This window comes from Azospirillum sp. TSH100 (assembly GCF_004923295.1).
GTDB lineage: Bacteria > Pseudomonadota > Alphaproteobacteria > Azospirillales > Azospirillaceae > Azospirillum.
The window spans coordinates 649,918-675,164 of sequence record NZ_CP039637.1 but is presented as its reverse complement, the minus strand read 5'-3'; the positions used below and the strand labels follow the sequence as shown (position 1 = coordinate 675,164).

Genomic DNA, 25,247 nt, shown 5'->3' with positions numbered 1-25,247 from the left:
GTGTGTCGTCAGCGCGCAAGCCAGCGGCGCCAGCCGCCGTAAGCGGTTATGTCCTCAGCGCCCGTGAGCGCGATGGGTTCGCAGAGGAAACCCTTGACGGTCGCGCCGTCCTCCAGCGTCACCGTGCCGATCGCCATCGGCGGCGGCACCTCGGCGACGAAGCTGCCGAAGGCGGCCTCGGTCAGCTCCCAAACCTCCAGCTCAATGCCGCCGGCGCCGTCCGGGTCGCGGACCAGCCCCGGCTTGGCCGGGCTGGTGCCGGCCAGCGCGTAGAGGCGGTAGCCCGGCGCCGTCCGCGTAGTGCCGACCAGACGGGCCTGCCGGCCGGTCAGCTGGTGGTTCAGCGGCTGGCCGGTCAGATGGGCGCCGACCACGGCGAGGCGCACCGTGCCGGGGGCCGGCACATCGGTGTCCAGAGCCGGACCTTCCGGCAATTGGCCGGTGGCGCCGATTGGCAGTGCCTGGGCGCGGTGGAAGCGGTCGGCCAGCATCGCCAGCGCCCCGTCGGCGAAAGCACGACCGATCAGCGTGACGCCGAAGGGCAGGCCCTTTTTCGGGCCGTCCTCACGGAAGCCGGCGGGTACGGCGATGGCCGACAAATCCATCAGGTTCACGAAATTGGTGTAGAGGCCGAGGTTGCTGTTCAGCCGCACCGGATCGGCCAGCAGCTCCTCGATGCTGTAGGTCGTGCCGGTGGTGGGCAGCAGGAAGACATCCATCTTCGCCCATTCCGCCTCCGCCCGGCGGGTCAGCTCGGCCAGCTTGTAGAAGCCGGCGAAGGCGTCCGCCGCGCCGATCTTCGCCGCACCCAGCACGATGCCGCGCACCACCGGGTGGATGGAGTCCGGTTTCGTCTCGGCGAAGCTGCGGATGGCGGCCAGCCGCTCCGCCACCCAGGGGCCGGAATAGAGCAGCTGTGCCGCCTCGCGGAAGGGGGTGAAGTCCACCTCCACCGCCGTTCCGCCCAGCGCCGTCAGCCGGTCGACGGCCGACCGGAACAGGGCTGCCGCCGCCTCGTCGCCGAAGAACTCCAGCCCGTCCGCCGGCACGCCGAAGCGGAAACCGACCGGCCAGGACGCCGGCTGGACCGCCGCTGGCGGGGCCTTGCGGGAATAGGCGTCGGCTTCGTCATAGGCGCCGGCCACTTGCAGCACCGCCAGCGCGTCGCCCGCCGTTCCGGCGAAGATCGACACCACATCCTGGGTGCGGCAGGCGGGCAGCACGCCCGAGGTGCTGACCAGCCCCTTGGTCGGCTTCAGCCCGACGATGTTGTTGAAGGCGGCCGGCACCCGTCCCGATCCCGCCGTGTCGGTACCCAGCGCGAAGCTGACCAGCCCCGCCCCGACGGCGACGCCCGACCCGGCGCTCGACCCGCCCGACACATAGCGTTCGTCGAACACCGACGCGCAGGCGCCATAGGGGGAGCGGGTGCCGACCAGACCGGTGGCGAACTGGTCGAGGTTGGTCTTGCCGATCAGGATGGCGCCGGCTTCGACCAGCCGCTGCACCACGGTGGCCGAGCGGTCCGGCACGAAGGCGAAGTCGGGACAGGCGGCGGTGGTCGGCAGGCCGCCAACGTCGATGTTGTCCTTCACCGCGAAGGGGATGCCGAACAGCGGCAGCTCCGCCCCCGCCGCCTTGCGGGCGCCTGCGGCCTCCAGCTGCCGGGCGGCATCGGCCTGCGGCACGAGATGGATCCACACCGGACGTTCGCCGCGCGCGGCGATCCGGGCATAGACCTCGTCCAGCACCACCTCGGGCGTCAGGCTACCGTCGGCATAGGCGGCAGCGAGCGCCGCGATTTCCAGGTTGATGGTCATGATGGTCTTCCTCAGGCGGCTTCGGGCAGCAGGACGGCCAGGGTCTGGCCCAGTGTCACCGCCTGCCCCTCGGCGCAGCGGATTTCGGCGACCGTGCCGGCCACCGGCGCGGCGACGGCGATCTCCATCTTCATCGATTCGACGATCAGCAGCGGGTCGCCGGCCTTGACGCTGCTGCCCGGCTGCGCAGCGATCTTCCAGACGCTGCCGGGCACTGGGCTCGGCACCGCCTCGCCGCCGGGGGGAGATCGGCCTCGGCCTCCGCGCCGGCGCCGTCCGGCAGCTCCGCCGCATAGCCGATCTGGCCGGACGCCTCCCAGCGCGCCCGCTCCTCCTCGAAGGCTGTTTGCTGGCGCGTCTTGAAGGCGGCGATGCTGTCACGGTTCTCCGCCAGGAAGCGGCGGTAATCGGCGAGGCGGAAGCTCTCCTCCTCGATGCGCAGGCTGGCCCGGCCGAGCGGGAAGTCGGCGCGGAAGGCCATCAGCTCGTCATGGCTGACGGGGTGGAAGCGGATCTGGTCGAAGTGGCGCAGCAGCCAGGGCTTGCCCGGTTCGAAGGCGTCGGTGGTCCGGTGGGTGTTCCACATCTGGCAGGTGCGGCCGACGAACTGGTAGCCGCCCGGCCCCTCCATGCCATAGACGCACATGTAGGCGCCGCCGATGCCCACCGCGTTTTCCGGCGTCCAGGTGCGGGCCGGGTTGTATTTGGTGGTGACGAGGCGGTGGCGTGGATCGACCGGTGTCGCCACCGGGGCGCCGAGATAGACGTCGCCCAGACCGAGCACGAGATAGCTGGCGTCGAAGACGATGCGCTTCACCGCCTCGATGTCGTCCAGGCCGTTGATGCGGCGGATGAACTCGATGTTGCTCGGGCACCAGGGGGCGTCGGCGCGCACCGACTGCATGTATTTGGAAATCGCGAGGCGGGTGGCCTCGTCGTCCCAGGACAGCGGCAGGTGGATGATGCGCGTCGGCACCGCCAGATCGTCGATGGCCGCCAACTCGTCCTCCGCTCCGACCAGCCGGTCGAGCAGCGCGCCGAGCGGCAGCCGGCGGCTGTCGTAATGGATCTGGAGCGAGCGGATGCCGGGAGTCAGGTCGAGGATGCCCGGCAACGCCTGCGCCCGCAGCCAGCTCTGGAGCGCGTGGACACGGAAGCGCAGGTCGAGATCCAGCACCAGCGGTCCGTACTCGATCAGCAGATATGTGTCGCCGGCCCGGCGGTAGACGACGGCCGGACGGCTGGCGGTCGCCGGAATGCTGTGGAGGATGGGAGAGTCGCTCTTTCCCTCTCCCGCCCTGACGTGATTCCCTCTCCCCCCCGGGGAGAGGGTTAGGGTGAGGGGGGCGCGTGGCGAGGATTGGCGAGAATGGAAAGCTGCTGCATGTCGAGTTGATCCATGCAGCGCCTCCCCCTCACCCCGACCCTCTCCCCGGGGGGGAGAGGGGGAGATTGCCTCATCCGCCGTCAGCCGTTTGAACCGCACCGTGTCGCCCTGCCGCAACTGGCCGATCTTCCACAGCTCGGCATCGACGATGGTCGCCGGACAGACGAAGCCGCCCAGGCTGGGACCGTCCGGTCCCAGGATCACCGGCATGTCGCCGGTGAAGTCGATGGCGCCGATGGCATAGGCATTGTCGTGGATGTTCGACGGGTGCAGCCCGGCCTCGCCGCCATCCTTGCGCGCCCAGACCGGCTTAGGCCCGATCAGGCGGATGCCGGTGCGGCTGGAATTGTAATGCACCTCCCAGTCGGCGGCGAAGAAGGCGGCGATGTCCTCGTCGGTAAAGAAATCCGGCGCACCGTGCGGGCCATAAAGGACGCCGATTTCCCACGCATGCCCGTAAGCCGGCCGGTCTTCCCCGGCGACCGCGCCCGTAACTCCGGCTGCCGCATCGCCGAGATGCAGGATATCGCCCGGCAGCAGCGCCCGCCCGCCATGCCCGCCGAACTTGCCGAGCGTGAAGGTGGACTTGCTGCCGAGATAGTCCGGCACGTCCAGACCGCCTTGCACCAGCAGATAGGCGCGGCAGCCGGCGCCGCTGACCGTGCCGATGCGCAAGGTGGCCCCCGCCGGTACAGTCACCGGCTCCCAGAAGCGTACCGGCGCGCCGTCGAGGTCGGCCGGCATTGCCGCACCGGTCAGGCAGAGCACCGCCTCGGCGTTGAAGCGCAGCGTCGGGCCCGACACGGTGATCTCCAGCCCCGCCGCCCCGTCCGGGTTGCCGAGCGCGCGGTTGCCGAGCCGGAAGGCCAGCGGATCCATCGGGCCGGAGGGCGGCACGCCGACCTCCCAATAGCCGACGCGGCCGGGATGATCCTGCACGGTGGTCAGCGTGCCAGGGGTGACGACCTCCAGCGTGCGCGCCGCATAGGCCACCGTTTCCAGATAGCGGGTGGTGATGCCGCCGGCCGCGAAGACCGGATCGGCTGCAAGCTGACGCAGATAGGCGAGGTTGGTCTCGATCCCCGACAGGCGGCAGCGGGCGAGCGCGTCGCGCAGCTTCGCCAGCGCGTCGGCGCGGTCCGCGCCGCGCACGATGATCTTGGCGACCAGCGGATCGTAGAAGGGCGTCACCTCGCTGCCCTGTTCCACCCAGGTCTCGACGCGGGCATCCGCCGGAAACACCGCCTCGGTCAGCAGGCCGGAGCAGGGGCGGAAGTTGCGGCCGGGATCCTCGGCATAGACGCGCACCTGGATCGAGGCACCCTGTGCCTTGTCTCTGGGCGCCGTGTTTCGGTGATCCTCCAGCGGCAGGGCCTCGCCGGCCGCCTGCCGGATCATCCATTCCACCAGATCGACGCCGGTGACTTCCTCGGTCACGCCATGCTCGACCTGAAGGCGGGTGTTGACCTCCAGGAAATAGGCCTCGCCGGCCGCGTCGTCATAGACGAACTCGACCGTGCCGGCGGATTGGTAGTTCACGGCGCGGCCCAGCCGCTCCGCCGCGTCGAACAGGTTGCGGCGCAACTCGTCCGAAATGCCGGGGGCCGGTGTCTCCTCGATGACCTTCTGGTTGCGCCGCTGGGCGGAGCAGTCGCGCTCGCCCAGCGCCACCACGCCGCCCTGTCCGTCGCCGAAGATCTGCACCTCGATGTGGCGGGCGCGCTCGATGAACTTCTCCAGAAAGACGCCGCCGTCCTTGAAGTTGTTGCGCGAAAGCCGGCTGACCGCCTCGAACATCGGTTCCAGCGTTTCCGGCTCGCGGCACAGCTGCATGCCGATGCCGCCGCCGCCGGCCGTGCTCTTGATCATCACCGGATAGCCGATGCGCGCCGCTTCCGCCTTGGCATGGGCGGCGTCGGTCAGCAGGCCGCTGCCGGGGGAGAGCGGCACGCCGCTGCGCTCCGCCAGGGCGCGGGCGCTGTGCTTCAGCCCGAAGGCGCGCATCTGCTCCGGCGTCGGGCCGATGAAGACGATGCCGGCGGCGGCGCAGGCCTCGGCGAAGCCGGGATTCTCCGACAGGAAGCCGTAGCCGGGATGGATCGCCTGGGCGCCGGTCTGTTTCGCCGCCGCCAGGATGCGGTCGGCGTTCAGATAGCTTTCAGATACCGCGGCGGGGCCGATGCAGACGGCCTCCCCCGCCAGCGCCACATGCAGGGACTGGGCGTCGGCTTCGGAATACACGGCGACCGAGGCGATGCCCAGGTGGTCGAGCGTGCGGATGACGCGGCAGGCGATCTCGCCGCGGTTGGCGATCAGGACCTTGGTGAACATGTGCGGTCCCCTCATGCCCGGTCCCAAACCAGCACCTCGATGGGTGTCGGGTTGTAGTCGTTGCAGGGGTTGTTGAGCTGCGGGCAGTTGGAGATCAGGACGATCACGTCCATCTCCGCCCGCATTTCCACATATTTGCCGGGACCGCTGACCCCGTCGGCGAAGGTCAGGCCGCCATCGGGGGTGACCGGCACATTCATGAAGAAGTTGATGTTGTGGGTGATGTCGCGCTTGGTCAGGCCGAACCGCTCATTCTCCGCCACCGCCAGCATCCAGCTGTCGCGGCAGGCGTGCATGCACTTCTTCTCCAGCGCATAGCGCACGGTGTTGCTTTCGGTGGCGCAGGCGCCGCCCAGCGTGTCGTGCCGGCCGACGGTGTCGGCGACGATCTCCAGCATCGGGTTGCCCTGCGTGGAGATCAGCTTCGTTCCGACCGACAGGTAGACGTTGCGCTGTTCGCGGATGGTGTCGACGGCGCTGTAGCGCTCGGCCGGATCGGCGGCGCTGTAGAACAGGGTGTCGGCGGCCTGGTTACCCTCCAGATCGACGATGCGGAAGGTCTGGCCCTTGCGGACCACCTCCATCCAGTAATCGCCGGCCGGAACGATCCTGCGGTAGGCGGCGGTCTGCGGATCGAGGGTGCTTTCCTTGGTCATGGCGGCTTTGGTCATTTCTGCGCCCCTCAGCCGCACAGGTGATAGAGATGGTTGTTGGCGAAGCCGCGCCCGTTCTCCGGCCGCGAGCATTTGCAGGCATCGTCCTCGGCCACCGGCTCGGCCTTGCGGAGTTGGTAGAGGATGGGCTTGCGCGGATACTCGGCGGCCGGGTTCAGCGGGTGCGGGCAGGTGTGCAGCAGCACCAGCGTGTCCATCTCGAAGCGCAGATCGACATGGGCGCCGGCCTTGGCGGCGGACGGGTCGAAGACCAGCGTGCCGTCCTCCTCGGTGTGCACCTTGCTGAACCAATTGACGTTGGCGGCGAGGTCGCGGCGGCCGAGACCGTATTTGGCCGCTTCCACCAGGAAGCTGTCATGGCCGTTCAGCGTCCAGTCGTTGCGGTGAGCCTGATAGTCCTTGTGGCCCCAGCGCTCCGCCACCAGCGCCCTGGTGGAGTTGCCGCACACCGTGTCGTGCCAGCCGGCGGTATCCTCGACGATGGAGCAGAAGATGCGGCCCATGTCGGAATAGAGGCAATGGCCGGCGGTCAGCTTGAAGCTGTGCTGGCACTTCAGCGTGTCGGGAGCGTTGTAGCGCTCCAGCGGGTTCTGCGGGTTGTAGAACAGCATGCCGACATTGGCGCCGCCCTCGCGGTCGATCAGTCGCAGGACCGTTCCGCGCCGGACCGTGAATGACCAATGCTTGCCGCCGGGGATTTCGTCTTCGTAGAGAACATCCTGCCTGTCCACGGACTTGCCTCCTTCCCGTGCCGGGCCGTCCCGGCAAAGGCTCCCGGCGCGGCCCGGAATGGACCACGGGCCGGGTCGTCCCGGCCGGAGCATCGTGAAGGGAGGAATGCAGGCGTAGCGGGGAAGTCCCACCGGGGCTGCACGCCTCCGTGTTCGGAACCTCCCGGGCTTTTGTCCCGCCGTGTGCCCGTCCGCTGTTCACCGGACAGGTCGCCGCTCTCGGACCAGCCACCGGATCGCATGACACTGCGGACCGGCCGGAACCCTAGCGGCTTTACGTCCGGTACTTCGCAGGATCCGTGCCAACTCCCGTGGCCTGGGATTCGGCGGAATTCCGGGACGGGCGACGGCGAGGCACGAGGCGGTTGCCTAAATTTCAATCGGGCGCGACGCATTCTTGTGCATCGGTGTGCGACTTTCATCATCGCCCGAGCCAAGAAAGCGCGATGGTGCGGATCGCATGCGTTGTATGATCGCGGCCCAATCCACGAGAGAATGCCGATGCGGATCTTGGTGATCGAGGATGCCGAGGATCTGGCCGATGCCGTCATAGACAGCCTGCGCGGCCTTGGTCATGCCGTCGATTGGGCGGCGGACGGCCATCAGGCCGACGAGCTCCTGCGCACGGAGACCTACCAGCTCATCATCCTCGACGTCATGCTGCCGGGACCGGACGGGCAGACCCTGCTGCGCCAGCTGCGCCGCCGGGGCGACCGGACGCCGGTGCTGGTCACCACGGCGCGGTCGCAGATCGACACCAAGATCCATCTGCTCGACCTCGGCGCCGACGACTATATCGTGAAGCCTTTCGACCTGCGCGAACTGGAGGCACGGTGCCGTGCCCTGCTGCGCCGTTCCCACGGCATGGCCTCGTCCCAAGCCGTTTTCGGGAATCTGGCGTTCGACGCGGCGGGGCGGACGGTGTCGATCGATGGCCGGCCGCTCGACCTCAGCGCGCGGGAGTTCCGGCTGCTGGAGCTGTTCCTTGGCAATCTGGGGCGCGTGCTGACCAGGACCGCGCTCATCGAACAGCTCTTCGATCTGGAACAGGCGGTGACGCCGAACGCGGTGGAGATGTCGGTCTCCCGCCTGCGGCGCAAGCTGGAGGGCGCCTCGGTGGTGATCCGCACCGTGCATGGCGTCGGCTATGTGGGTGAAAAGCAAAATGCCGACTGAAGGTCGGGCCGCCGCGGGGGGCTCGCTGCGCCGGCGCCTGCTGAGCCGGATGTTCGTGGTCCTCGGCGTCGTCACCCTCATCCTGTTCCTGTTCGTCCGCAGTTATGCACAGGAGGCGGCGGACAGCGCCTATGACCAGCTTCTGTCGGCGTCGGCCCTGTCGATCGCCGACGCCGTGCGGGTTGAGAACGGCGCCATCACGGTGGATCTGCCCTATTCGTCGCTCAGCGTGCTGGGCACGGCCCGGCACGACCGGGTCTTCTACAAGGTGATGGCGCCGGGCGGCCTGCTCGTCACCGGCTACGAGGATCTGCCCGGCGTCACGGTGCATGACGACACGCCGGTGTTTCAGAACGCCATCTACAGCGATGCCCCGGTGCGGATTGCGGTCACCGGGCGTTTCATCAGCGGCGTGCCGCGGTCCGGATGGGTGACCGTGGTGGTCGCCCAGACCCGCGAGGCCCGCGACCTGCTGGCATCAAAGCTGGTCGCCAACTCCTTCGCGCCCATCGCCTTCGCCGTGGTGGTCGGCGGCGTCCTGCTGTGGTTCGGCGTCCGTCAGGCGCTGGCGCCCTTGGCCTTTCTCGAAGCCCTGATCCGAGCGCGGCAACCGCAGGACTTCACCCCGATCGATGCCCCGGTGCCGACCGAGGTCGGACAACTGCTGGCCGCCATCAACCAGCTGGTGGTCCGCTTCAAGGCCAGCCTGGATTCCACCCAGTCCTTTCTGGCAGACGCGGCCCATCAGATCCGCACCCCCCTGGCGGCGCTGCGCTCGCAGGCCGAACTGGCGCGCCGCGAGGCGGATGTCGAGCGCCTGCGGAACCGCGTCGAGCGCATCCACCGCAACGCCGTCGAGGCGAGCGAACTGACCACGCAGCTGCTGAACCATGCGACCGTCGTCCACCGAGCGGAGTCGGTCCAGCCGCAGGTGGTGGACCTCGATGCTCTGCTTCGGCAGATCGTCCAGCAGATGACCGGCCGCCCCGACGCTCCCCCCATCACCCTGACCCGCGAGCCGGCCGAAGGGGACGCGCTGCTGCATGGCGACCCGGTGACCCTGCGGGAGGCTCTGTCAAACCTGCTGGACAATGCGGTCAAATACGGCGGCGCCGGTTCCATCGACGTGCAGGTACGTCCGGGAACCGCCGATTACGGCCCGCTGGTGGAGATCGCCGACCGCGGTCCCGGCATACCGGACGGGGAGAAGTCCAAGGTGTTCGAGCGCTTCAGCCGCGGGCGGCTGTCGAAGGGGATCGCCGGCAGCGGCCTCGGCCTCTCCATCGCCGCGGCGGTGGCCGAGGCCCATCATGCGGCACTTTCCCTGCTCGACCGCCCCGGCGGCGGTCTGATCGTCCGCCTGGAATTCCCGACTCCAGACCGCCCCGCGGAGACGAGCGCCGGCACCGGCCCGGCCGGGAAACGGATGTTCGGCCTGATTCTCCTCCTGATGCTGCCAGCCCTTCCACTGACTCTTCCCAGGCCGGCCCTGGCCCTGGAGCCGGTTCTCTATCCAGCGTCCGCGGGCGGGGTGGAGCGGCTGCGCATCGACGCCGCCACCGACCGGCCGGCGATCGAGCCGCTGATCCGGGATTTCCAGCAGGCGAACCCGACGGTCACCGTCGAGTACCGGGAGATGAACACCGGGGAGCTGTACGAGTCGGTCGTCAAGCGGGCGACCGGCGACGTACCGGATCTGGTCATCAGCTCCGCCTCCGGCTTGCAGGTGAAGCTGGTCAATGACGGGCACGCGCGTCGCTACAGCTCCCCGGCGACGGAGGCGCTTCCCGACTGGGCAATCTGGCGCAGCGCCGCCTTCGGCTTCACCCAGGAACCGGCGGCCATCGTCTTCAACCGCGACCTCGTTCCGGCCGGCGAGGTGCCGCGCTCCCGCGAGGATCTGATCCATCTGCTGCGCGACCGGAGGGAGCGCTACCGCGGCCGGGTGGTGACCTACGACATCGAGGAGAGCGGCATCGGCTATCTGTTCGCGACACAGGATTCCGTCCTGACCAGCCAGTTCTGGCAGCTCGCCGATGCGCTCGGCGAGAATCAGGCGAGGCAGATGTGCTGCACCTCCGACATGGTGGCCTCCATCGAGCGCGGCGAGAGCCTGATCGGTTACAATCTGCTGGGATCCTACGCGCGGGAGCGGCAGCTCCACGGCGCGCATATCGGCATTGTCCTGCCGTCCGACTACACGCTGGTTATGACGCGCGTCGCCCTGATCCCCCAGCGGGCGAGCGCCCCGGATCTGGCCGGGCGCTTCATCGATTACCTGCTGTCGGAACGCGGGCAGGCGGTGGTCGCCGCCAACACGGCCTTCTATTCCATCCAGCCGACGGTCGGCGGTCCGATGTCGGCGACCCATCTGCAGGAGGAGATGCGCGGCCCGACGCAACGGATCGCGCTCGGCCCCGCCCTGCTGGTCTTCATGGACCATCTGAAGCGCGCCCGCTTCCTCCAGCAATGGAAGGCGTTCCTGCATCAACCGTAACGGCAAAAAAACGGCCCGGGGAAAACCCGGGCCAGTTCGTGCCGAAGCGGGAGCGGGTGAGCGTTCAGCTTCCGGGCAGGGAGTGGACGTTGGCGATGAACAGATCCTGCCACGTCGCCGGCTTGGTCTTGATCGTGCCGACCCGCCCCATGAAGTTGGCGAACTGCATGACGCCGTTGGGCGTGGTCGAGAATTTGGTGTCCGGATCCTTGATCATCCGTTCCACCTCGTCGGCGGACAGCTTGGCCTTGGCGGACTGGACATAGATCGTTGCCGCACGCGCCGGCTCGTCGGCGATCAGCTTGTCGGCCTCCTCCAGCGCTGCGACGAAGGCGGCGGTCAGCTTCGGGTTGGCGTCGATGAAGCGCTTGGGCGCATAGACCAGATCGAGCGAGATGTTGCCGAGCACGTCCACCGAGTTCATCACCCGATGCACCTGGGGGTTTTCCAGCTCCATGAAGGAATAGGGCGGCGAGCCGAGATGGCTGTTCACCTCGGTCTTGCCGGAAACGAGCGCCGTATAGGCTTCCGGGTGCGGCAGGCCGACCGTCATCGGATCGAGCTTGGCGTAATTGTCGTCGCCGAACTCCTTGGCGACCGCCATTTGCAGAACGACGGCGGACAGCGAGGTCTTGATGCCGGGCAGGGCGATCTTGTCCTTCGCGGTGAAGTCCTTCAGCGACTTGATGTTGGGGTTGTTGGTGTTCAGGTAGAGCGAGGTGGCGCTGAGCCCGGCCAGACCGGAGACCTCCAGCTTCGCGTTGCCCTTCACCTTCGACCACAGCGTCAGGAAGCCGGGCACGCCGATGGCGGCGATGTCGAGATTGCCGGAGATCATGGCGTCGTTGATGACGTTGCCGCCGTCCAGCTCCAGCCAGCCGACCTTGACGTCGCCGAGCCCGGCCGCCTTGGCCTGCTTCTCCAGGAGCTTCTCGTGCTCCATGACGATCATCGGCAGATAGAGGATGCCGTAGCCCTTGGAGATGTGGACCTCGGCGGTTTCGGCACGGACGCTGCCGGTGGCCAGTGCGATCAGTGCCGTCGCCAGAACGCCGGCCCGGCGCAGGGTCGCGAATGCGGTCATCAATGGTCCTCCCATAAGAATTCTTGGTTGCCGGATCAGTGCTGCATGCCCCAGCGGCGGATGGTGCGCCGCTCGATGGTCGCGAAGACGCCGTTCTCGACGACGAGGCCGATCAGGATCACGGTGAACAGGCCAGCGAAGACGTTGGCCGTTTCCAGCTGGTTGCGGTTCTCGAAGATGTACCAGCCAAGCCCGCCGGAACCGGAGCTGACGCCGAACACCAGTTCCGCCGCGATCAGCGTGCGCCAGGCGAAGGCCCAGCCCACCTTCAGGCCGGTCAGGATCGACGGGAAGGCGGCGGGGATCAGGATGTGGCGGACCAGCCCCAAACCGTTCAGCCCGTAATTCCGGCCGACCATGCGCAGCGTGTTGGAGACGGAGCGGAAACCGGCATGGGTGTTGAGCGCGATGGCCCACAGAACGGAATGGACGAGCACGAAGATCACGCTGCCCGAGCCGAGACCGAACCAGATCAGCGCCAGCGGCAGCAGCGCGATCGCCGGCAGCGGGTTCAGCATGGAGGTCATCGTCTCCAGCAAGTCGGTGCCGATCTGCGAACCGATGGCGACGGTGGTCAGCAGGGCCGCCAGCAGGATGCCCATGGCATAGCCGATCACCAGCGTCTGCAGCGAAACCAGGGTGCGCGCCGGGATGATGCCGCCGGCGAGGTCGGTGGCGAAGGCCTGGAGCATCGCCGAGAAGGGCGGGAACAGCAGCGGGTTGTCGAGCCAGCGGCCATAGACCTCCCAGATCAGGGAGAGCACCAGCAGGATCAGCGCCTTGCGCAGCAGCGGGACGCGGTAGAGCCGCTCCCACGCGCTCAACGGCTTCTCGACATCGGCGATGACGGTCGAGCGGGACACGTCCCGGATGATCTCCGGACGGTCGACGAGAATGGATTGCATGGTGGAGTGCATGGTCATGGCGGGCCTCAGTGGACGAACAGCATGTCGTTGATGCGGGCTTCCAATTCCGCCTGGGCGGCGGTGCCGAGATGCTCCGGCGGGATGCTGTTCAGTTCGGCTTTCACCTGTCCCGGATGCGGCGACAGCAGCAGGATGCGGGTGCCGACACGGATCGCCTCCTCGATGGAGTGGGTCACGAACAGGACGGTGAATTTGGTGTCGTCCCACAGGCGCAGCAGTTCGTCCTGCATGCGGCGGCGGGTCAGGGCGTCGAGCGCGGCATAGGGCTCGTCCATCAGCAGGACGTCCGGCTCCATCGCCATGCCGCGGGCGATGGCGACGCGCTGCTTCATGCCGCCGGACAGCGTGTGCGGGAAGCTGTGGGCGAACTTCGCCAGACCGACCTTGTTGATATAATGGTCGGTGCGCTCCGCCGCCTCGGCCCCCTTGGCGCGGCCGCTGGTGGTCAGCGCGAACAGCACGTTCTCGCGCACGCTTTTCCAGGGCAGCAGCTGGTCGAATTCCTGGAACACCATCATACGGTCGGGACCGGGGCGGGTCACCTCGTGACCGTTCAGGCGGATGGCGCCCTCCACCGGCTCCAGATAGCCGCCGATCGCCTTCAGCAGGGTGGATTTCCCGCAGCCCGACGGGCCGAGCAGGACATAGCGGTCGGATTTGAAAACCTGGAAATCGACCCGGTAGGTGGCCGTCACCAGATGATCCGACGTCTTGTACTGCAAGGTGACGCCGGACACTTCCAGCAACGGGCTGGCCGGGGCCACGGCCGCCACCGGATCGACGGGCGCGCCCGCGATGGCGGAACGGACGGTCGGCGACGTCCTGTTCATCGTTTCCTCCCACATTTGTCATGTTGCTCAGGCCGCCGATTGCGGGGCTTGCTGACAGTATGAGGGGAAAGTCTGACAGGGTCCTGACAGCTGCGGCGGCGTACCGCCCGTTACGACGACGGAATTGTCACTTCACCAGTTCCAGCGCGGTGTCGCCGTCGATGATCAGCCCGCGGGCCACACCGCTGGCGAGGAAGGCGCGGGCGGCCTCCAGCTTCGTCCGGCCGGCGACCAGAGCCACCGTGCAGGTCTGCCTCAGCCCGTCGAGGCCGAGCGCAAGCGTGCGATGGTTCAGCGGATGATCGACCGCCTTGCCGTCCTGATCAAAGAACAGCCCGTTGGTGTCGCCGACCGCCCCGGCCGCCCGCAGTTCCGCCAGTTCGGTGGCGCTGATCATACCCTGCGTTCGCAGCAGCGAGGTCTCGCGCAGTTCGCCGATGGAGATGTAGGCCACCGTCGTCGACCGCGCGAGCTTGAGTGCCGTCTGGACCGATTGCTGCGACAACAGAACCTCGCGGGCCTCCAGGCTGTCGGCGATGAAGGGCACCGGCAGGAAATAACCCTCCGCCCCGGTCGTCCGCGCGAGCGCATGCACGACGTCGAACGGATTGTAGGCGGACCGCGCGGTCAGCGAGCCCATCAGGCTGATGAATTTCGCCTTCGGCGCGCTGACCCCCGCCATCTGCAAGGTCATCTGTTCCAGCGTCCGCCCCCAGCCGGTGCCGACCACCGCGTCTTCCGTTTCCGCCAGATGGCGCCGCAGATGGGCTGCGGCCGCTGCGCCTACTGCGCGGAAGGCGAAGGGGGCGAGCAGCGCGTCGTCCCGCTCGCCGCCGGCATCCTGGGTCAGCGCCGGCGTGCAGATGCAGGCGTCCAGCCCATAGCGCTCACGGATCGCCTCCTCCACCGGCAGCAGCCCGACATTCGCGGAATTGATGGTGATGCTGACCATCCCGCTGTCGCGGGCGTCGGACAGGAGCTTGTTCACCCGCGCCCGGGTGACGCCCAGCCGCCGCGCCGCCGCCTCCTGATTGAGGCCGCCGACATAGTACAGCCATGCCGCCCGCGCCATCAGCACCTCGTCCTCCAGCCCCTCGCTGGTTCCGTTCCGCATCGCATCCTCCCCTTCTACCCCTGTCAGGTGACAAATGTATCTGGTGTTGACATTTGTCATGACCCGCCACAAGCTCTTCGGTGTCGGCGCAAGACCGGCATCGAGAATTCGCCAGCCAGATAGCTGGCAATGGGAGGAAAATGGAAATGAAAAACCGGCTTTCCGGAATGCTTGCGGCTGTCTCGATGGTCGCGATGATGACCGCCGCGGGTGCGGCGCAGGCACTCGACATCGCCTGGGTTCATGCCAACGCCGCCGCACAGTCCGAACAGCGGGTGAAGGCCGGCTTCGACGCCTGGGCCAAGCAGAGCGGCAAGACCGACTGGAAGATCAGCGTTCTCGACAGCGGCGGCTCGGGCGAGGCGACCGCGTCCAACATCCAGGACGCCGCCAACCGCGGTGTGAAGGCCATCGTCATCACCATGGCCGACCTGCGCGCCAGCCGCGCGGCCCTCGACGCCGCGAAGGCCGCCAAGATCCCGGTCTTCGCCGTCGATTCCGGCTATGTCGACGGGGTTCTGGTCGATGTGACCACCAACAATTGGGCGATGTCGGCGAATGTCTCGGTCTATCTGCTCGACCAGATGGGCGGGCAGGGCAACCTCGTCTTCCTGCGCATGGCGGAGCATCACGGCACCCGCAAGCGCGGCGACGTGATGGCGACGGTGCTGAAGGAATATTCGGGCGTGAAGGTGCTGGCGGAGCACAACATCAACTACACCGCCTTCTTCGAGGACACCAACCGCACGATGGAGGATTACGTCGCGCGCTTCGGCAACAGCATCAACGCCGTCTGGGCGCCGTGGGACGAGCCGGCGCAGGCCGCCGTCAACGTCATCAAGGGTGCGGGTCTGAAGAACGTGAAGGTGATCGGCATCGACGGCCATCCGCAGGCGGTCGCCGAGGTCTGCAAGCCCGACAGCCCGATGATCGCAACCGTGCGCCAGCCCTTCGAGGAGATGGGCAAGACCGTCGGCCAGTGGCTCGACGACGTGGTGGTGAAGGGCAAGCCCGCCGCCGAGGTGATCCCGACCAAGACCGTCTATCTCGACGCGCCGCTGATCACCAAGCAGAACTGCAAGCAGTTCATGTGACCGGGTGCCGCCGACCCGCGATGGCGGATCCCTCCGCGTCCGGGCCGGCGGCGGCAGGCTTCATTCCTTGGAGGTCGCCATGGAAATCCATCTGGCCGACATCGTCATGCAGTTTCCGGGGACGCGGGCGCTGGACGGCGTGGACGTCGTCTTCCGCAGCGACGAGGTGCATGGCCTGATCGGCGAGAACGGCGCCGGCAAATCGACGCTGGTCAGCATCCTGGGCGGCAGCCTTCAGCCCAGCGGCGGCAGCATCTCCATCGACGGGCGCACCGCTCGCTTCGGCTCGCCGCAGGACGCGCTGTCCCAGGGCATCGCCCATGTCAGCCAGGAGGGCAGCCTCGTCCCCGGCCTGACCGGGGCGGAGAACATCCTGCTCGGCGTCGAGCCGCGCCGCATCGGCGGCATGATCCGCGCCTCCGCCCTGAAGGCCCAGGCCGCGGCCCTGCTCGCCAAATGGTTTCCGCAGGTCGCCATTGATCTCGGCTGTCCGGTGGCCGAGCTGCCGATGGCCGACCGCAAGGTCATCGAGATCGTCCGCGCGCTGCGCGGCACCGCCCGCATCGTCATCCTCGACGAGCCGACGGCGACGCTGCCCGCCCGCGAGAAGGAGCAGCTGTGGGCGATCATCCGCACGCTGCCGGCCCGTGGCGTCGGCGTGGTGCTGATCAGCCATTTCCTGTCGGAGATCAAGGCGCTGTCCCATCGCATCACCGTTCTGCGCGACGGCCGGCGCATCTGCACCGAATCCGCCGACGCGCTCGACGAGCAGATGCTGGTCGACATGATGCTGCGCCGCAGCGGCTCCGCCCCGCAGCGCAAGTCCGAAGAGGCGGCGCGGGCCAGCCGTGGCGAAATCGTGCTCGACATCCGCGACTGGCAGGTCGGGCGGCTGCATGTGCCGCACTTCACCCTGCATGCCGGCGAGATCGTCGGGCTGATCGGGCTGACCGGTGCCGGCCATTTCGGCTTCGCCCGCTCGCTGCACAGCCCGTCCGGCGTGCGCTGCGCCGGGCTGGCGGTCGCCGGCCGTCCGGTCAAGCCGGGACCGCCCGCCCGCATGCAGGCGGCCGGCATCGCGCTGGTCCCCGACCACCGCATGGAATACGCGCTGATCGGCGAGTGGACGCTGCGCGAGAATCTGGCGATGGTCCATCCCGGCCACGGCGCCATCGCCGCCGGCATCCTGTCGCCCGGCCGGGAGGAGGCGGAATCCCGCCGCATCATGCGGCTCCTGAACGTGAAGGCCCATTCCTCCGGCCAGTTGCTGCGCACTTTGTCGGGCGGCAACAAGCAGAAGATCTCCATCGGCAAATGGCTCTACGGGGCCGAGGGCCGCTACCGCGTGATGATCTTCATCGAGCCGACCGAGGGCGTCGACATCGGCGCCAAGGCCGAGATCTATGCCGAGATGCGGCGGCTCGCCGCCAGCGGCGTCGGGATCGTCATCGCGTCCTCCGACCTGCTGGAGATCGAGGCGCTGGCCCACCGGGTCATCCCCTTCCATCACCTGCGGCCCGGCCCGGAAATTCCCGGCACCGGCTTTTCCGAGAGCGCGTTCATCGCCGCCATCTCCGGAGCCGTCCCGGAGACTGCAAAGTCAGGAATTCCCGCATGACCGACACCGCCACCGGATCCCTCCCCAGCCATGACCGGCTGTTCGGGCTGCGCAAGGAGCATGTCCAGCGCTACAGCACGCTGGTCGTACTGGTCGCCATGTTCCTGGTCTTCTCGTTTGGCGTCGACCGCTTCCTGACCGGGCAGAACCTGCTGAACATCGCGCAGCAGATCTCGATGCTGACCATCGTCGGCGCCGGCCTGACCTTCGGCTTCGCCGCCCGCGAGATGGATCTGTCGGTCGGCTACACCGTCGGCCTTGCCGGCGTGCTGGTGCCGCTGCTGCTGGTCAAGGGCGTGCCGCTTCCGCTCGCTTTGCTGGCCGGGCTCGGCGCCGGGCTGGCGGTCGGGGCGGCCAACGCCATCCTCGTCACGCTGGTCGGCATCCCGTCGCTGATCGCGACTCTGGCCGTCGGCTCCATCCTCTACGGCATCAACTTCCTGATGACCGGCGGCCGGGCGATCTATGGCGGGCTGGACGAGGTCTATCTCTGGCTCGGCCAGGGGCGCGTCGCCGGCATCCCGGTCCTCGCCTTCTTCATGCTGGCCGCCGTGCTGGTCGCCTGGTTCGTCATGGAGCGGACGATCTTCGGCCGCTACATCTACGCCGTCGGCGGCAACCAGAAGGCGGCGGAGCTGTCCGGCATCCGCGTGCGCAAGTACCGCGCCGCAGCCCTCGTCGTCTGTTCCCTCTTCGCGGTGATGGCCGGCACGCTGCTCGCCGCCCGGCTCGGCTCCGGCCAGCCCAATGCCGGCGAGCGCTACCTGCTGGACGGGCTGGCGACGGTCTTCATCGGCATGACCATGTTCCGGCCGGGCACGGCCACCGTGCTCGGCACCTTCTTCGGCGCGCTCTTCATCGGGGTCATCAACAACGGCCTCAACCTGATGGGCATGGACACCTACATCCAGGCGATCGTGAAGGGCGTCATCATCCTTGCCGCCGTCGCCGTCGTCTCGCGCAGCACCAAGCTCAACCTTCTTTGAAATCGGAGTCTTCGATGTACGAGGCTGACCTCCAGGCCGAGGCGGGCCGCAATCGGGTGGGCCGGGTCGGGGCGGGCGCCAACACGCGCCTTCCCGAACTCTACCGGACGATGCGCCGGATCCGCACCTTCGAGGAGCGCGTGGGCGAACTGTTCGTCCGCGGCCAGTCGGCCGGCTCCATGCTGCACCTGTCCATCGGCGAGGAGAGTGCCGCCGCCGGTGTCTGCGCCCACTTGCGCGACGGCGACAGCTTCACCACCCACCACCGCGGCCACGGCATCTTCCTCGCCCGCGGCGCCGACCCGGCCCGCATGATGGCGGAGATCGGCGGCAAGGAAGCCGGATATTGCCACGGCAAGGGCGGGTCGATGCACATCGCCGACATGGGGCTGGGCCATCTCGGCGCCAACGCCATCGTCGGTGGCGGCATCCCGGCGGTGGTCGGCGCCGGCCTCTCCGCCCGCCACCACAAGACCGGCGCCGTCAGCGTCGCCTTCTTCGGCGACGGCGCCACCGGCCAGGGCATCCTGTACGAGAGCATGAACATGGCCGCCCTGTGGGGCCTGCCCTGCGTCTTCGTCTGCGTCAACAACCAGTACGGCATGGGCACCAACATCGCCCAGGCGACCGCCAACCCCAACCTGCACGAACGCGCCGCCGCCTTCGGCCTCGCGGCGGAGACGGTGGACGGCCTCGACGTCGAGGCGGTGGCCGAGGCCGCCGAACGGCTGGTCGAAGGGGCGCGGGCCGGCAAGCCCGCCTTCCTGGCGGTGTCCTGCTACCGCTTCTACGGCCATGCCCGCAAGGACAAGTCGCCCTACCGCGACCCGGCGGAGGAGGAGGCCGGTCGCCGCCAGGATCCGGTCGCCTTCGCCCGCGCGGCCCTGATCGAGCGCGGTCTGGAGGCCGAAGCCGAACTGGACCGGCTGGATACGGAGATCGGCGCCGAGATGGACGCGACCATCGACTTCACCGTGGCGCAGACGGAACCGCCGCTCGCCTCGATGTTCCGCGACGTCTATGCGCCCGAGGAACCCGAACCCGAACCGGTGCGCGCCCGCATCGACCGCGTTCTGGCGCGGGACTGAGGAGACCCAGAATGACACTTCAGGAACTGACCTATCGCGACGCCCTGCGCAAGGCGCTGGCCGACGCGATGACCGAAAACCCGGACGTGGTGATCCTCGGCGAGGAGGTCGGCCGCTATGGCGGCGCCTATGGCGTCACCAAGGATCTGATCAAGGAGTTCGGGGCGGAGCGGGTGATCGACACGCCGATCTCCGAACCGGCCATCGTCGGCGCCGCGGTCGGTGCGGCGATGACCGGCCTGCGCCCGGTGGCGGAGCTGATGTATGTCGATTTCATCGGCATGACCATGGATCAGCTCGCCAACCAGGCCGCCAAGATCCGCTACATGTTCGGCGGCCAGATCGGCGTTCCGATGGTTCTGCGCACCCAGGGCGGCACCGGCCGCTCGGCCGGCGCCCAGCACAGCCAGAGCCTGGAAGCCTATGTGATGCATACGCCGGGCCTGCGGCTGGCGATGCCCGCCACGGTGGCCGACGCCTATAGTCTGCTGCGCATGGCGCTGACCAAGCCCGACCCGGTCGTCTTCATCGAGCACAAGGCGCTCTACACCATGAAGGAGACCGTAGACCTCGACGCCGAACCGCTGGCCTGGGGCAAGGCGGCGGTGCGGCGCGAGGGGCGCGATCTGGTCATCGTCACCTATTCCCGCCAGCTTCATTACTGCCTGGAGGCGGCGCGCCAGCTGTCGGCCCGGGGCGTCGAGGCGACGGTGATCGACATCCGCACGCTGAACCCGCTCGATTTCGACACCATCCGCGCCCATGTCGAGCGCACCGGCCGCGCCATGGTGGTCAGCGAGGGCGTGATGACCGCCGGTGTCGCCGCCGAGCTGTCGGCGCGCATCACCGAGGAATGCTTCGACTTCCTTGAGGATCCGGTGGTCCGCGTCGCCGGGGAGGACATCCCGATCTCGGTGTCCACCGCGCTGGAAGCTGGATCGGTGCCCGGCCCGCAGCTGATCGCCGACACCGCCCTCCGGATGCTGGCCGGACGGGTGGCGGCATGACCACGCTCACGCTGACCATGCCCCGGCTGGGGGAGACGATGGAGGAGGGCGTCATCGTCGGCTGGCTGGTCGAGCCGGGACAGCAGTTCCGCCGTGGCGACGCCATCCTGGAGCTGGAGACCGACAAGACCGTCGTCGAATATCCGGCGCTCGGCGACGGTCGCCTTGATGAAACGCTGGTGTCGGCTGGCGACCGCGTGCCGGTCGGCGCCCCGATCGCCCGTGTCGCCGTCACCTCGACCGAGGACTGGTCCGCCGCGCTGCCCGACGAGGACGAACCCGCCGCCGCGAAGGAGCCGGCGCCGGCGGAAGCCGACGCCCGCTCCAACACTGCCGGCACGCCGGCTCCGGAACGCTCATCCGACGACCGGCTGCGCGCCACCCCGACCGCAAGGCGGTTGGCCCGCCAGCACGGCGTCGCCCTGGAGACTCTCCATGGCAGCGGGCGCCGTGGCCGGATCGAGCGTGCCGATGTCGAGAATGCCGCCGGTTCGGCCGGCCCGGCGCCGGCCGACCTGTGCTGGCTCGACACGCCGGCCGGCCGGCTGGCCTATGCGCAGGCCGGGATCACGGGGCCGGTGCATCTGCTGGTCCATGGCTTTGCCGGAGACCGCAGCGCCTGGGCCAATCTGGCCTCCGGTCTCGCCCGCTCCGGCAAGCGCGTGGTGATGCCCGACCTGCCCGGCCATGGTGCCACCGCCATTGAGGCGGCGGATGTGGACGGGCTGGCCGCCGCGGTGATGGCGCTGGCGGAGAGCCTGCCCGGACCGCTGGTGCTGGTCGGCCATTCGCTGGGCGCCGCCGCCGCCGTCCACGCCGCCCGCCGGCTCGGCGGCCGGGTGGCGCGCCTCGTGCTGCTCACCCCCGCCGGCTGCGGGCCGAGGATCGGCGCCGACTTCGTCCATGGCATGGCGGCGGCGGAAACCACCGGCGAGGTGTCGCATCTGCTGCGCCTGCTTGGACCGCGCGGCGGCCAGCTGTCCGACGCCGCGCTTGCCGCCATGGCGCGCGAGATGGGCCGGGGACGCCTGCGCACGCTGGCCACGGCGCTCGCCACCGCCGACGGACGCCAGCGCATCGACCTGCTGCGCCCGCTGGCGGAACTGGCGGAGCGCATTCCCGTCCGTGCCGTCTTCGGCCTGGACGACCGCATCGTGTCCGCGACCGACGCGCTCAATTTGCCGCCGCGCGTGGCGGCACATTTCCTGCCGTCCGGCCACATGCCGCAATGGGACGCGCCGCGCGAGGTCGCGGCCCTGATCGACGAGGAGACCCAGCATGGATGACGCAAAGACCGGTCTGGCGGCGGCGAAGGCGCGGCTCGGCGCCTTCGCCAAGGCGTCCCCCGCCCTGATGAAGGGCTTCGCCGAGGTCAGCCGGGCGGCGAGTGCCGCCGGGGCCTTCACGCCAGCGCAAAAGGAGCTGATGGCGGTGGCGATCTCCGTCGCCACCCGTTGCGAGGATTGCATCCTCTACCATGTCGATGCCGCCCGCCGGCACGGCGCCGCCGAGGCGGAACTTGTCGAGGCGCTGGAGGTCGCGGTCGAGATGGGCGGCGGTCCCGCCGTGATGTATGCGGGCAAGGCGTTGGCGGCGTTCCGCTCGCTCGGCTGAGGGGAGAAAATCCCCCTCTCCCCCCCCGGCACTTTCCCCCTCTCCCCCCCGGGGAGAGGGTCGGGGTGAGGGGGATGCACAGGGTGGATTCTCGGTAAAGTACCGCCACGCGTCCCCCTCACCCTAACCCTCTCCCCGGGGGGAGAGGGGATATCGGCGTCCATAAAAGCGGTCCGCAAAGGGCTGCGTGTCTTCAGGGAGGAAAAGGGAATGTATTACCTGACCGCCGATGGCGGCACCGAAAGCCTGCGGGCGCGCATCTACGACCTGTCCGGACGCTGCCTTGGCCAGAAGGCCGTCGCCTACCAGACGCAGTTCGGTCCCGGCGCCAGGGCGGAACAGGATCCGGAGGACTGGTGGCGGGCGCTGACCGACGCCACCCGCGGCGCCGTCGCCGATGCCGGCATCGACGCCACCGACATCGAGGCGATGTGCTTCGCCACCACCTGCTGCACCGTCGTGGCGCTCGACGCCGACGGCCGGGCGCTGCGCCCGGCGCTGCTCTGGATGGATGTGCGCGCCCATGCCGAGGCGGAGGCGGTGCTCGCCACTGGAGATCCGGCGCTGAAGATCAACGGCGCCGGGCGCGGCCCGGTCTCGGCCGAGTGGATGATCCCCAAGGCGCTGTGGCTGAAGCGGAACGAGCCGGCGGTCTTCGCCGCCGCCCACACCATCTGCGAATACCAGGATTTCCTCACTCTGCGCCTAACCGGCGAACGGGTGGCCAGCCTCGACAATGCCGGCCTGCGCTGGCACTACTCCAGCCGCGACGGCGGCTGGGCTCGCGGCATCCTCAAGGCGCTCGACCTCGAAGAGCTTGAGGGCAAATGGCCGGCCCGCGTGCTGGCCCCTGGCGAGGTGGTCGGCACGCTGACGGCCGAAGCCGCCGCCACCCTCGGTCTGCGGCCGTCGGTCAAGCTGGTGCAGGGCGGGGCGGACGCGTTGATCGGCATGATCGGGCTCGGCGTCGCCCAGCCGGGGCAACTGGCGCTGATCACCGGATCCTCGCACCTGCAATTCGGCGTCACCGAGGCGCCGCTGCATGCCCCCGGCGTCTGGGGCAGCTATCCCGACATCGTCTATCCCGGCCGCTGGATCGTCGAGGGCGGCCAGACCTCCACCGGCTCCATCGTCAACTGGCTGCGCCGCTTCAGCGGCGGCACGTTCGACCTCGCCGCGCTGAACGCCAAGGCGGCGGCGCTGGAACCGGGATCGGACGGGCTGCTGGTGCTCGACCATTTCCAGGGCAACCGCACCCCCTACACCGACCCGCTCAGCCGCGGCGCCATCGTCGGGCTGACGCTGGCCCATGAGCCGCATCACGTCTTCCGCGCGATCATCGAGGGCATCGGCTTCGGCACCCGCGCCATCCTCGACGCCTTCAAGGCCGGCGGCTACAGCTCGACCGAGATCACGGTCGGCGGCGGCGCCACCGCCTCGCAGCTGTGGATGCAGATCCACGCCGACACCGCCGGCCTGCCGGTGCGCATCCCGGCCTCCGCCGACGCGCCATCCACCGGTTCGGCGGTGCTGGCCGCCCATGGCGCCGGCCGCTTCGCCAGCATCGACGAGGGCATCGCCGCGATGGTCCGCTCCGGCACCAGCATCGAGCCGCGCCCGCGCGAATCCGCCCTCTACGAAGAGATCTACCAGCGTTACCTCGCCCTCTACCCGGCGCTGAAGGGCGTACTGAACGGGCCGGTTCCGGCGCGGGAGCGCCTGGCATGAAGGAGTTCGACCTCAGTGGCCGGCTCGCCGTCGTCACCGGCGGGGCCGTCGGCATCGGCCAGTCCATCGCCCGCGTCCTGACCGAGGCCGGCGCCCGCGTCGCCATCCTCGACCGCGACGGCGACGCCGCCCGCCGTCTGGCGGACGAGATCGGCGGTCTCGCCTATACCCTCGACGTCACCGACGCGCAGGCAGCCGAGGAGACCGCCGCCCGTCTGGTTGACGAGGCCGGCGTGCCGCACATCCTCGTCAACAACGCCGGCATCGTCCACAACGCGCCGGCGCTTGAGGTCGATCTGGCCGACTGGCGGCGGGTGATCGACGTCAACCTGCACGGCGTCTTCCACACCGCCCGCGCCTTCGGCCGCCCGATGGTCGAGGCGGGCAGGGGATCGGTCGTCAACATAAGCTCGATGTGCGGCGAGATCGTCGTCCATCCGCAGCCCCAGGCCGCCTACAACGCCGCCAAGGCGGGCGTCAATCTGCTGACCAAGTCGCTGGCAGTGGAATGGGCCGGCCGGGTGCGGGTCAACGCCGTCGCTCCCGGCTACACCGCCACCGAACTGACTTTGGCCGGCCGTTCCCGCCGGGAATGGTTCGAGCGCTGGCTCGCCGCCACGCCGATGGGCCGGCTGGGCGAACCGCGCGAGGTGGCGCTGGCCGTCGCCTTCCTCGCCTCCGACGCGGCGAGCTTCATCACAGGAACCGTCCTGGCCGTCGACGGCGGCTACACCGCTTTTTGAAGGAGAACAACGATATGGCACAGGGGAAGATCGCGCTGGTCACCGGCGCCAGCCGCGGCATCGGCCGCGCCATCGCTCTCGGTCTGGCGGCGCGCGGCTTCGATCTCGCGCTGAACGACATCGCCCGGCAGGCCGGCGCGCTGGCCGAGACGGCGGAGGCGGCGCGGGCACAAGGCGTCCGCGTGGTCGAGCTGCACGCCGACGTGTCGGCCAAGGACGAGGTGCAGGCGATGGTCGACCGCGCCGTGACGGAGCTTGGCACCATCCACGCGCTGGTCAACAATGCCGGCATCCTGATCGCCGCTACTGTGGAGGCCTGTCCGGAAACCGCCTGGGATCAGGTGATGGACGTGAACGCCAAGGGCACCTTCCTCGTCACCCAGGCGGTACTGCCGCTGATGAAGGCGCAGGGCTACGGCCGCATCTGCAACATCGCCTCCATCGGCGGCAAGCACGGCGCGCCGGAACAGGCGCATTATTCCGCCTCCAAGGCCGCGGTGATGGGCTTCACCCGCGTGCTGGCGCAGGAGGTCGGGCCGCTCGGCATCACCGCCAACTGCGTCTGCCCGGGCATCATCCTGACCGACATGGGCCGGGTGAACCTCGACGATCCGGCAATCCGCGACGGCTGGAAGGCCAAGACCGCCATGGCGCGGATCGGCGCGCCGGAGGATGTCGCCGGACCGGTGGCCTTCTTCTGCTCCGACGACAGCGCCTTCGTCACCGGCCAGACGCTGAACGTCGACGGTGGGATCGTCCTGTCCTGACGCCGCCGATCGCCGTATCGGGGCATTGGTGT

At 68.8% G+C, this 25,247-nt stretch carries 19 protein-coding genes, 1 pseudogene and 1 riboswitch; of the genes and pseudogenes, 12 read left to right on the top strand and 8 right to left on the bottom strand.

What is annotated here, in order from left to right:
• Positions 1 to 8 precede the first annotated feature (8 nt).
• From atzF to E6C72_RS24380, 4 genes and pseudogenes are all read right to left on the bottom strand, one after another.
• Complete coding sequence (gene atzF, locus E6C72_RS24395; protein ID WP_169055284.1) at positions 9 to 1,820, bottom strand: allophanate hydrolase; 1,812 nt, start codon at positions 1,818 to 1,820, stop codon at positions 9 to 11.
• Between the two features lie 11 nt (positions 1,821 to 1,831).
• Positions 1,832 to 5,538, bottom strand: a pseudogene (gene uca, locus E6C72_RS24390) (urea carboxylase).
• A gap of 11 nt (positions 5,539 to 5,549) precedes the next feature.
• Positions 5,550 to 6,194 (bottom strand): urea amidolyase associated protein UAAP2, encoded by a 645-nt coding sequence (locus tag E6C72_RS24385; protein ID WP_109084284.1) that lies wholly within the window; start codon positions 6,192 to 6,194, stop codon positions 5,550 to 5,552.
• A gap of 26 nt (positions 6,195 to 6,220) precedes the next feature.
• On the bottom strand, positions 6,221 to 6,943 hold the full coding sequence (locus E6C72_RS24380; RefSeq protein WP_109084061.1) for an urea amidolyase associated protein UAAP1: 723 nt from the start codon (positions 6,941 to 6,943) through the stop codon (positions 6,221 to 6,223).
• A gap of 158 nt (positions 6,944 to 7,101) precedes the next feature.
• Positions 7,102 to 7,223: riboswitch (guanidine-I (ykkC/yxkD leader) on the bottom strand.
• A 221-nt stretch (positions 7,224 to 7,444) separates the two neighbouring features.
• Between E6C72_RS24380 and E6C72_RS24375 the strand changes: the two genes are divergently transcribed.
• Positions 7,445 to 8,119: a response regulator transcription factor gene (locus tag E6C72_RS24375; RefSeq protein ID WP_109084062.1), complete on the top strand. Its 675-nt coding sequence runs from the start codon at positions 7,445 to 7,447 to the stop codon at positions 8,117 to 8,119.
• Entirely contained in the window at positions 8,109 to 10,616 is a 2,508-nt protein-coding gene (locus E6C72_RS24370) for an extracellular solute-binding protein (protein WP_109084063.1), read from the top strand. The genes E6C72_RS24375 and E6C72_RS24370 overlap by 11 nt, the downstream gene beginning before the upstream one ends.
• 64 nt (positions 10,617 to 10,680) lie before the next feature.
• Here E6C72_RS24370 and E6C72_RS24365 read toward each other — a convergent pair whose 3' ends face one another.
• The 4 genes from E6C72_RS24365 to E6C72_RS24350 form a co-directional block, all read right to left on the bottom strand.
• On the bottom strand, positions 10,681 to 11,700 hold the full coding sequence (locus tag E6C72_RS24365) for an ABC transporter substrate-binding protein (RefSeq protein ID WP_109084064.1): 1,020 nt from the start codon (positions 11,698 to 11,700) through the stop codon (positions 10,681 to 10,683).
• A gap of 35 nt (positions 11,701 to 11,735) precedes the next feature.
• Complete coding sequence (locus E6C72_RS24360) at positions 11,736 to 12,623, bottom strand: ABC transporter permease (protein ID WP_247875462.1); 888 nt, start codon at positions 12,621 to 12,623, stop codon at positions 11,736 to 11,738.
• 8 nt (positions 12,624 to 12,631) lie between these two features.
• Positions 12,632 to 13,456 carry an ABC transporter ATP-binding protein gene (locus tag E6C72_RS24355; RefSeq protein WP_109084065.1) on the bottom strand — a complete coding sequence of 275 codons (825 nt, stop codon included), beginning with the start codon at positions 13,454 to 13,456 and terminating at the stop codon, positions 12,632 to 12,634.
• 127 nt (positions 13,457 to 13,583) lie between these two features.
• Positions 13,584 to 14,570, bottom strand: a complete 987-nt coding sequence (locus E6C72_RS24350; RefSeq protein WP_199228663.1) for a sugar-binding transcriptional regulator — start codon at positions 14,568 to 14,570, stop codon at positions 13,584 to 13,586.
• A 146-nt stretch (positions 14,571 to 14,716) separates the two neighbouring features.
• On the opposite strand from E6C72_RS24350, the gene E6C72_RS24345 reads away from it, so the two are divergent.
• The 10 genes from E6C72_RS24345 (at position 14,717) to E6C72_RS24300 (ending at position 25,215) form a co-directional block, all read left to right on the top strand.
• The gene (locus E6C72_RS24345; protein ID WP_199228664.1) at positions 14,717 to 15,664 is read left to right on the top strand and encodes a substrate-binding domain-containing protein; all 948 of its coding nucleotides are present in this window, start codon (positions 14,717 to 14,719) and stop codon (positions 15,662 to 15,664) included.
• Positions 15,665 to 15,743: 79 nt separating this feature from the next.
• Positions 15,744 to 17,282, top strand: coding sequence for a sugar ABC transporter ATP-binding protein (locus E6C72_RS24340; RefSeq protein ID WP_109084288.1), 1,539 nt, complete (start codon positions 15,744 to 15,746; stop codon positions 17,280 to 17,282).
• Positions 17,279 to 18,268 (top strand): ABC transporter permease, encoded by a 990-nt coding sequence (locus E6C72_RS24335; protein WP_109084066.1) that lies wholly within the window; start codon positions 17,279 to 17,281, stop codon positions 18,266 to 18,268. Before E6C72_RS24340 ends, E6C72_RS24335 begins: the two co-directional genes overlap by 4 nt.
• A 14-nt stretch (positions 18,269 to 18,282) precedes the next feature.
• Complete coding sequence (locus tag E6C72_RS24330; RefSeq protein WP_199228665.1) at positions 18,283 to 19,356, top strand: thiamine pyrophosphate-dependent dehydrogenase E1 component subunit alpha; 1,074 nt, start codon at positions 18,283 to 18,285, stop codon at positions 19,354 to 19,356.
• Positions 19,357 to 19,367: 11 nt separating this feature from the next.
• Positions 19,368 to 20,363, top strand: a complete 996-nt coding sequence (locus E6C72_RS24325; protein ID WP_109084067.1) for an alpha-ketoacid dehydrogenase subunit beta — start codon at positions 19,368 to 19,370, stop codon at positions 20,361 to 20,363.
• Positions 20,360 to 21,649, top strand: coding sequence for an acetoin dehydrogenase dihydrolipoyllysine-residue acetyltransferase subunit (locus tag E6C72_RS24320; RefSeq protein WP_109084068.1), 1,290 nt, complete (start codon positions 20,360 to 20,362; stop codon positions 21,647 to 21,649). The genes E6C72_RS24325 and E6C72_RS24320 overlap by 4 nt, the downstream gene beginning before the upstream one ends.
• Positions 21,642 to 21,977: a carboxymuconolactone decarboxylase family protein gene (locus E6C72_RS24315; RefSeq protein ID WP_109084069.1), complete on the top strand. Its 336-nt coding sequence runs from the start codon at positions 21,642 to 21,644 to the stop codon at positions 21,975 to 21,977. The genes E6C72_RS24320 and E6C72_RS24315 overlap by 8 nt, the downstream gene beginning before the upstream one ends.
• A gap of 210 nt (positions 21,978 to 22,187) precedes the next feature.
• Entirely contained in the window at positions 22,188 to 23,705 is a 1,518-nt protein-coding gene (locus E6C72_RS24310) for a ribulokinase (protein WP_109084070.1), read from the top strand.
• Complete coding sequence (locus tag E6C72_RS24305; protein WP_109084071.1) at positions 23,702 to 24,448, top strand: SDR family NAD(P)-dependent oxidoreductase; 747 nt, start codon at positions 23,702 to 23,704, stop codon at positions 24,446 to 24,448. The genes E6C72_RS24310 and E6C72_RS24305 overlap by 4 nt, the downstream gene beginning before the upstream one ends.
• Before the next feature lie 14 nt (positions 24,449 to 24,462).
• The gene (locus tag E6C72_RS24300) at positions 24,463 to 25,215 is read left to right on the top strand and encodes an SDR family NAD(P)-dependent oxidoreductase (RefSeq protein ID WP_109084072.1); all 753 of its coding nucleotides are present in this window, start codon (positions 24,463 to 24,465) and stop codon (positions 25,213 to 25,215) included.
• Positions 25,216 to 25,247 lie beyond the last annotated feature (32 nt).

Bases quoted from the DNA above. Each gene is read 5' to 3' on its own strand.
- atzF (WP_169055284.1), bottom strand. From the start codon at position 1,820: ATGACCATCAACCTGGAAATCGCGGCGCTCGCTGCCGCCTATGCCGAC.
- E6C72_RS24385 (WP_109084284.1), bottom strand. From the start codon at position 6,194: ATGACCAAGGAAAGCACCCTCGATCCGCAGACCGCCGCCTACCGCAGG.
- E6C72_RS24375 (WP_109084062.1), top strand. From the start codon at position 7,445: ATGCGGATCTTGGTGATCGAGGATGCCGAGGATCTGGCCGATGCCGTC.
- E6C72_RS24370 (WP_109084063.1), top strand. From the start codon at position 8,109: ATGCCGACTGAAGGTCGGGCCGCCGCGGGGGGCTCGCTGCGCCGGCGC.
- E6C72_RS24365 (WP_109084064.1), bottom strand. From the start codon at position 11,700: ATGACCGCATTCGCGACCCTGCGCCGGGCCGGCGTTCTGGCGACGGCA.
- E6C72_RS24360 (WP_247875462.1), bottom strand. From the start codon at position 12,623: ATGACCATGCACTCCACCATGCAATCCATTCTCGTCGACCGTCCGGAG.
- E6C72_RS24355 (WP_109084065.1), bottom strand. From the start codon at position 13,456: ATGAACAGGACGTCGCCGACCGTCCGTTCCGCCATCGCGGGCGCGCCC.
- E6C72_RS24350 (WP_199228663.1), bottom strand. From the start codon at position 14,570: ATGCGGAACGGAACCAGCGAGGGGCTGGAGGACGAGGTGCTGATGGCG.
- E6C72_RS24345 (WP_199228664.1), top strand. From the start codon at position 14,717: ATGAAAAACCGGCTTTCCGGAATGCTTGCGGCTGTCTCGATGGTCGCG.
- E6C72_RS24340 (WP_109084288.1), top strand. From the start codon at position 15,744: ATGGAAATCCATCTGGCCGACATCGTCATGCAGTTTCCGGGGACGCGG.
- E6C72_RS24335 (WP_109084066.1), top strand. From the start codon at position 17,279: ATGACCGACACCGCCACCGGATCCCTCCCCAGCCATGACCGGCTGTTC.
- E6C72_RS24330 (WP_199228665.1), top strand. From the start codon at position 18,283: ATGTACGAGGCTGACCTCCAGGCCGAGGCGGGCCGCAATCGGGTGGGC.
- E6C72_RS24325 (WP_109084067.1), top strand. From the start codon at position 19,368: ATGACACTTCAGGAACTGACCTATCGCGACGCCCTGCGCAAGGCGCTG.
- E6C72_RS24320 (WP_109084068.1), top strand. From the start codon at position 20,360: ATGACCACGCTCACGCTGACCATGCCCCGGCTGGGGGAGACGATGGAG.
- E6C72_RS24315 (WP_109084069.1), top strand. From the start codon at position 21,642: ATGGATGACGCAAAGACCGGTCTGGCGGCGGCGAAGGCGCGGCTCGGC.
- E6C72_RS24310 (WP_109084070.1), top strand. From the start codon at position 22,188: ATGTATTACCTGACCGCCGATGGCGGCACCGAAAGCCTGCGGGCGCGC.
- E6C72_RS24305 (WP_109084071.1), top strand. From the start codon at position 23,702: ATGAAGGAGTTCGACCTCAGTGGCCGGCTCGCCGTCGTCACCGGCGGG.
- E6C72_RS24300 (WP_109084072.1), top strand. From the start codon at position 24,463: ATGGCACAGGGGAAGATCGCGCTGGTCACCGGCGCCAGCCGCGGCATC.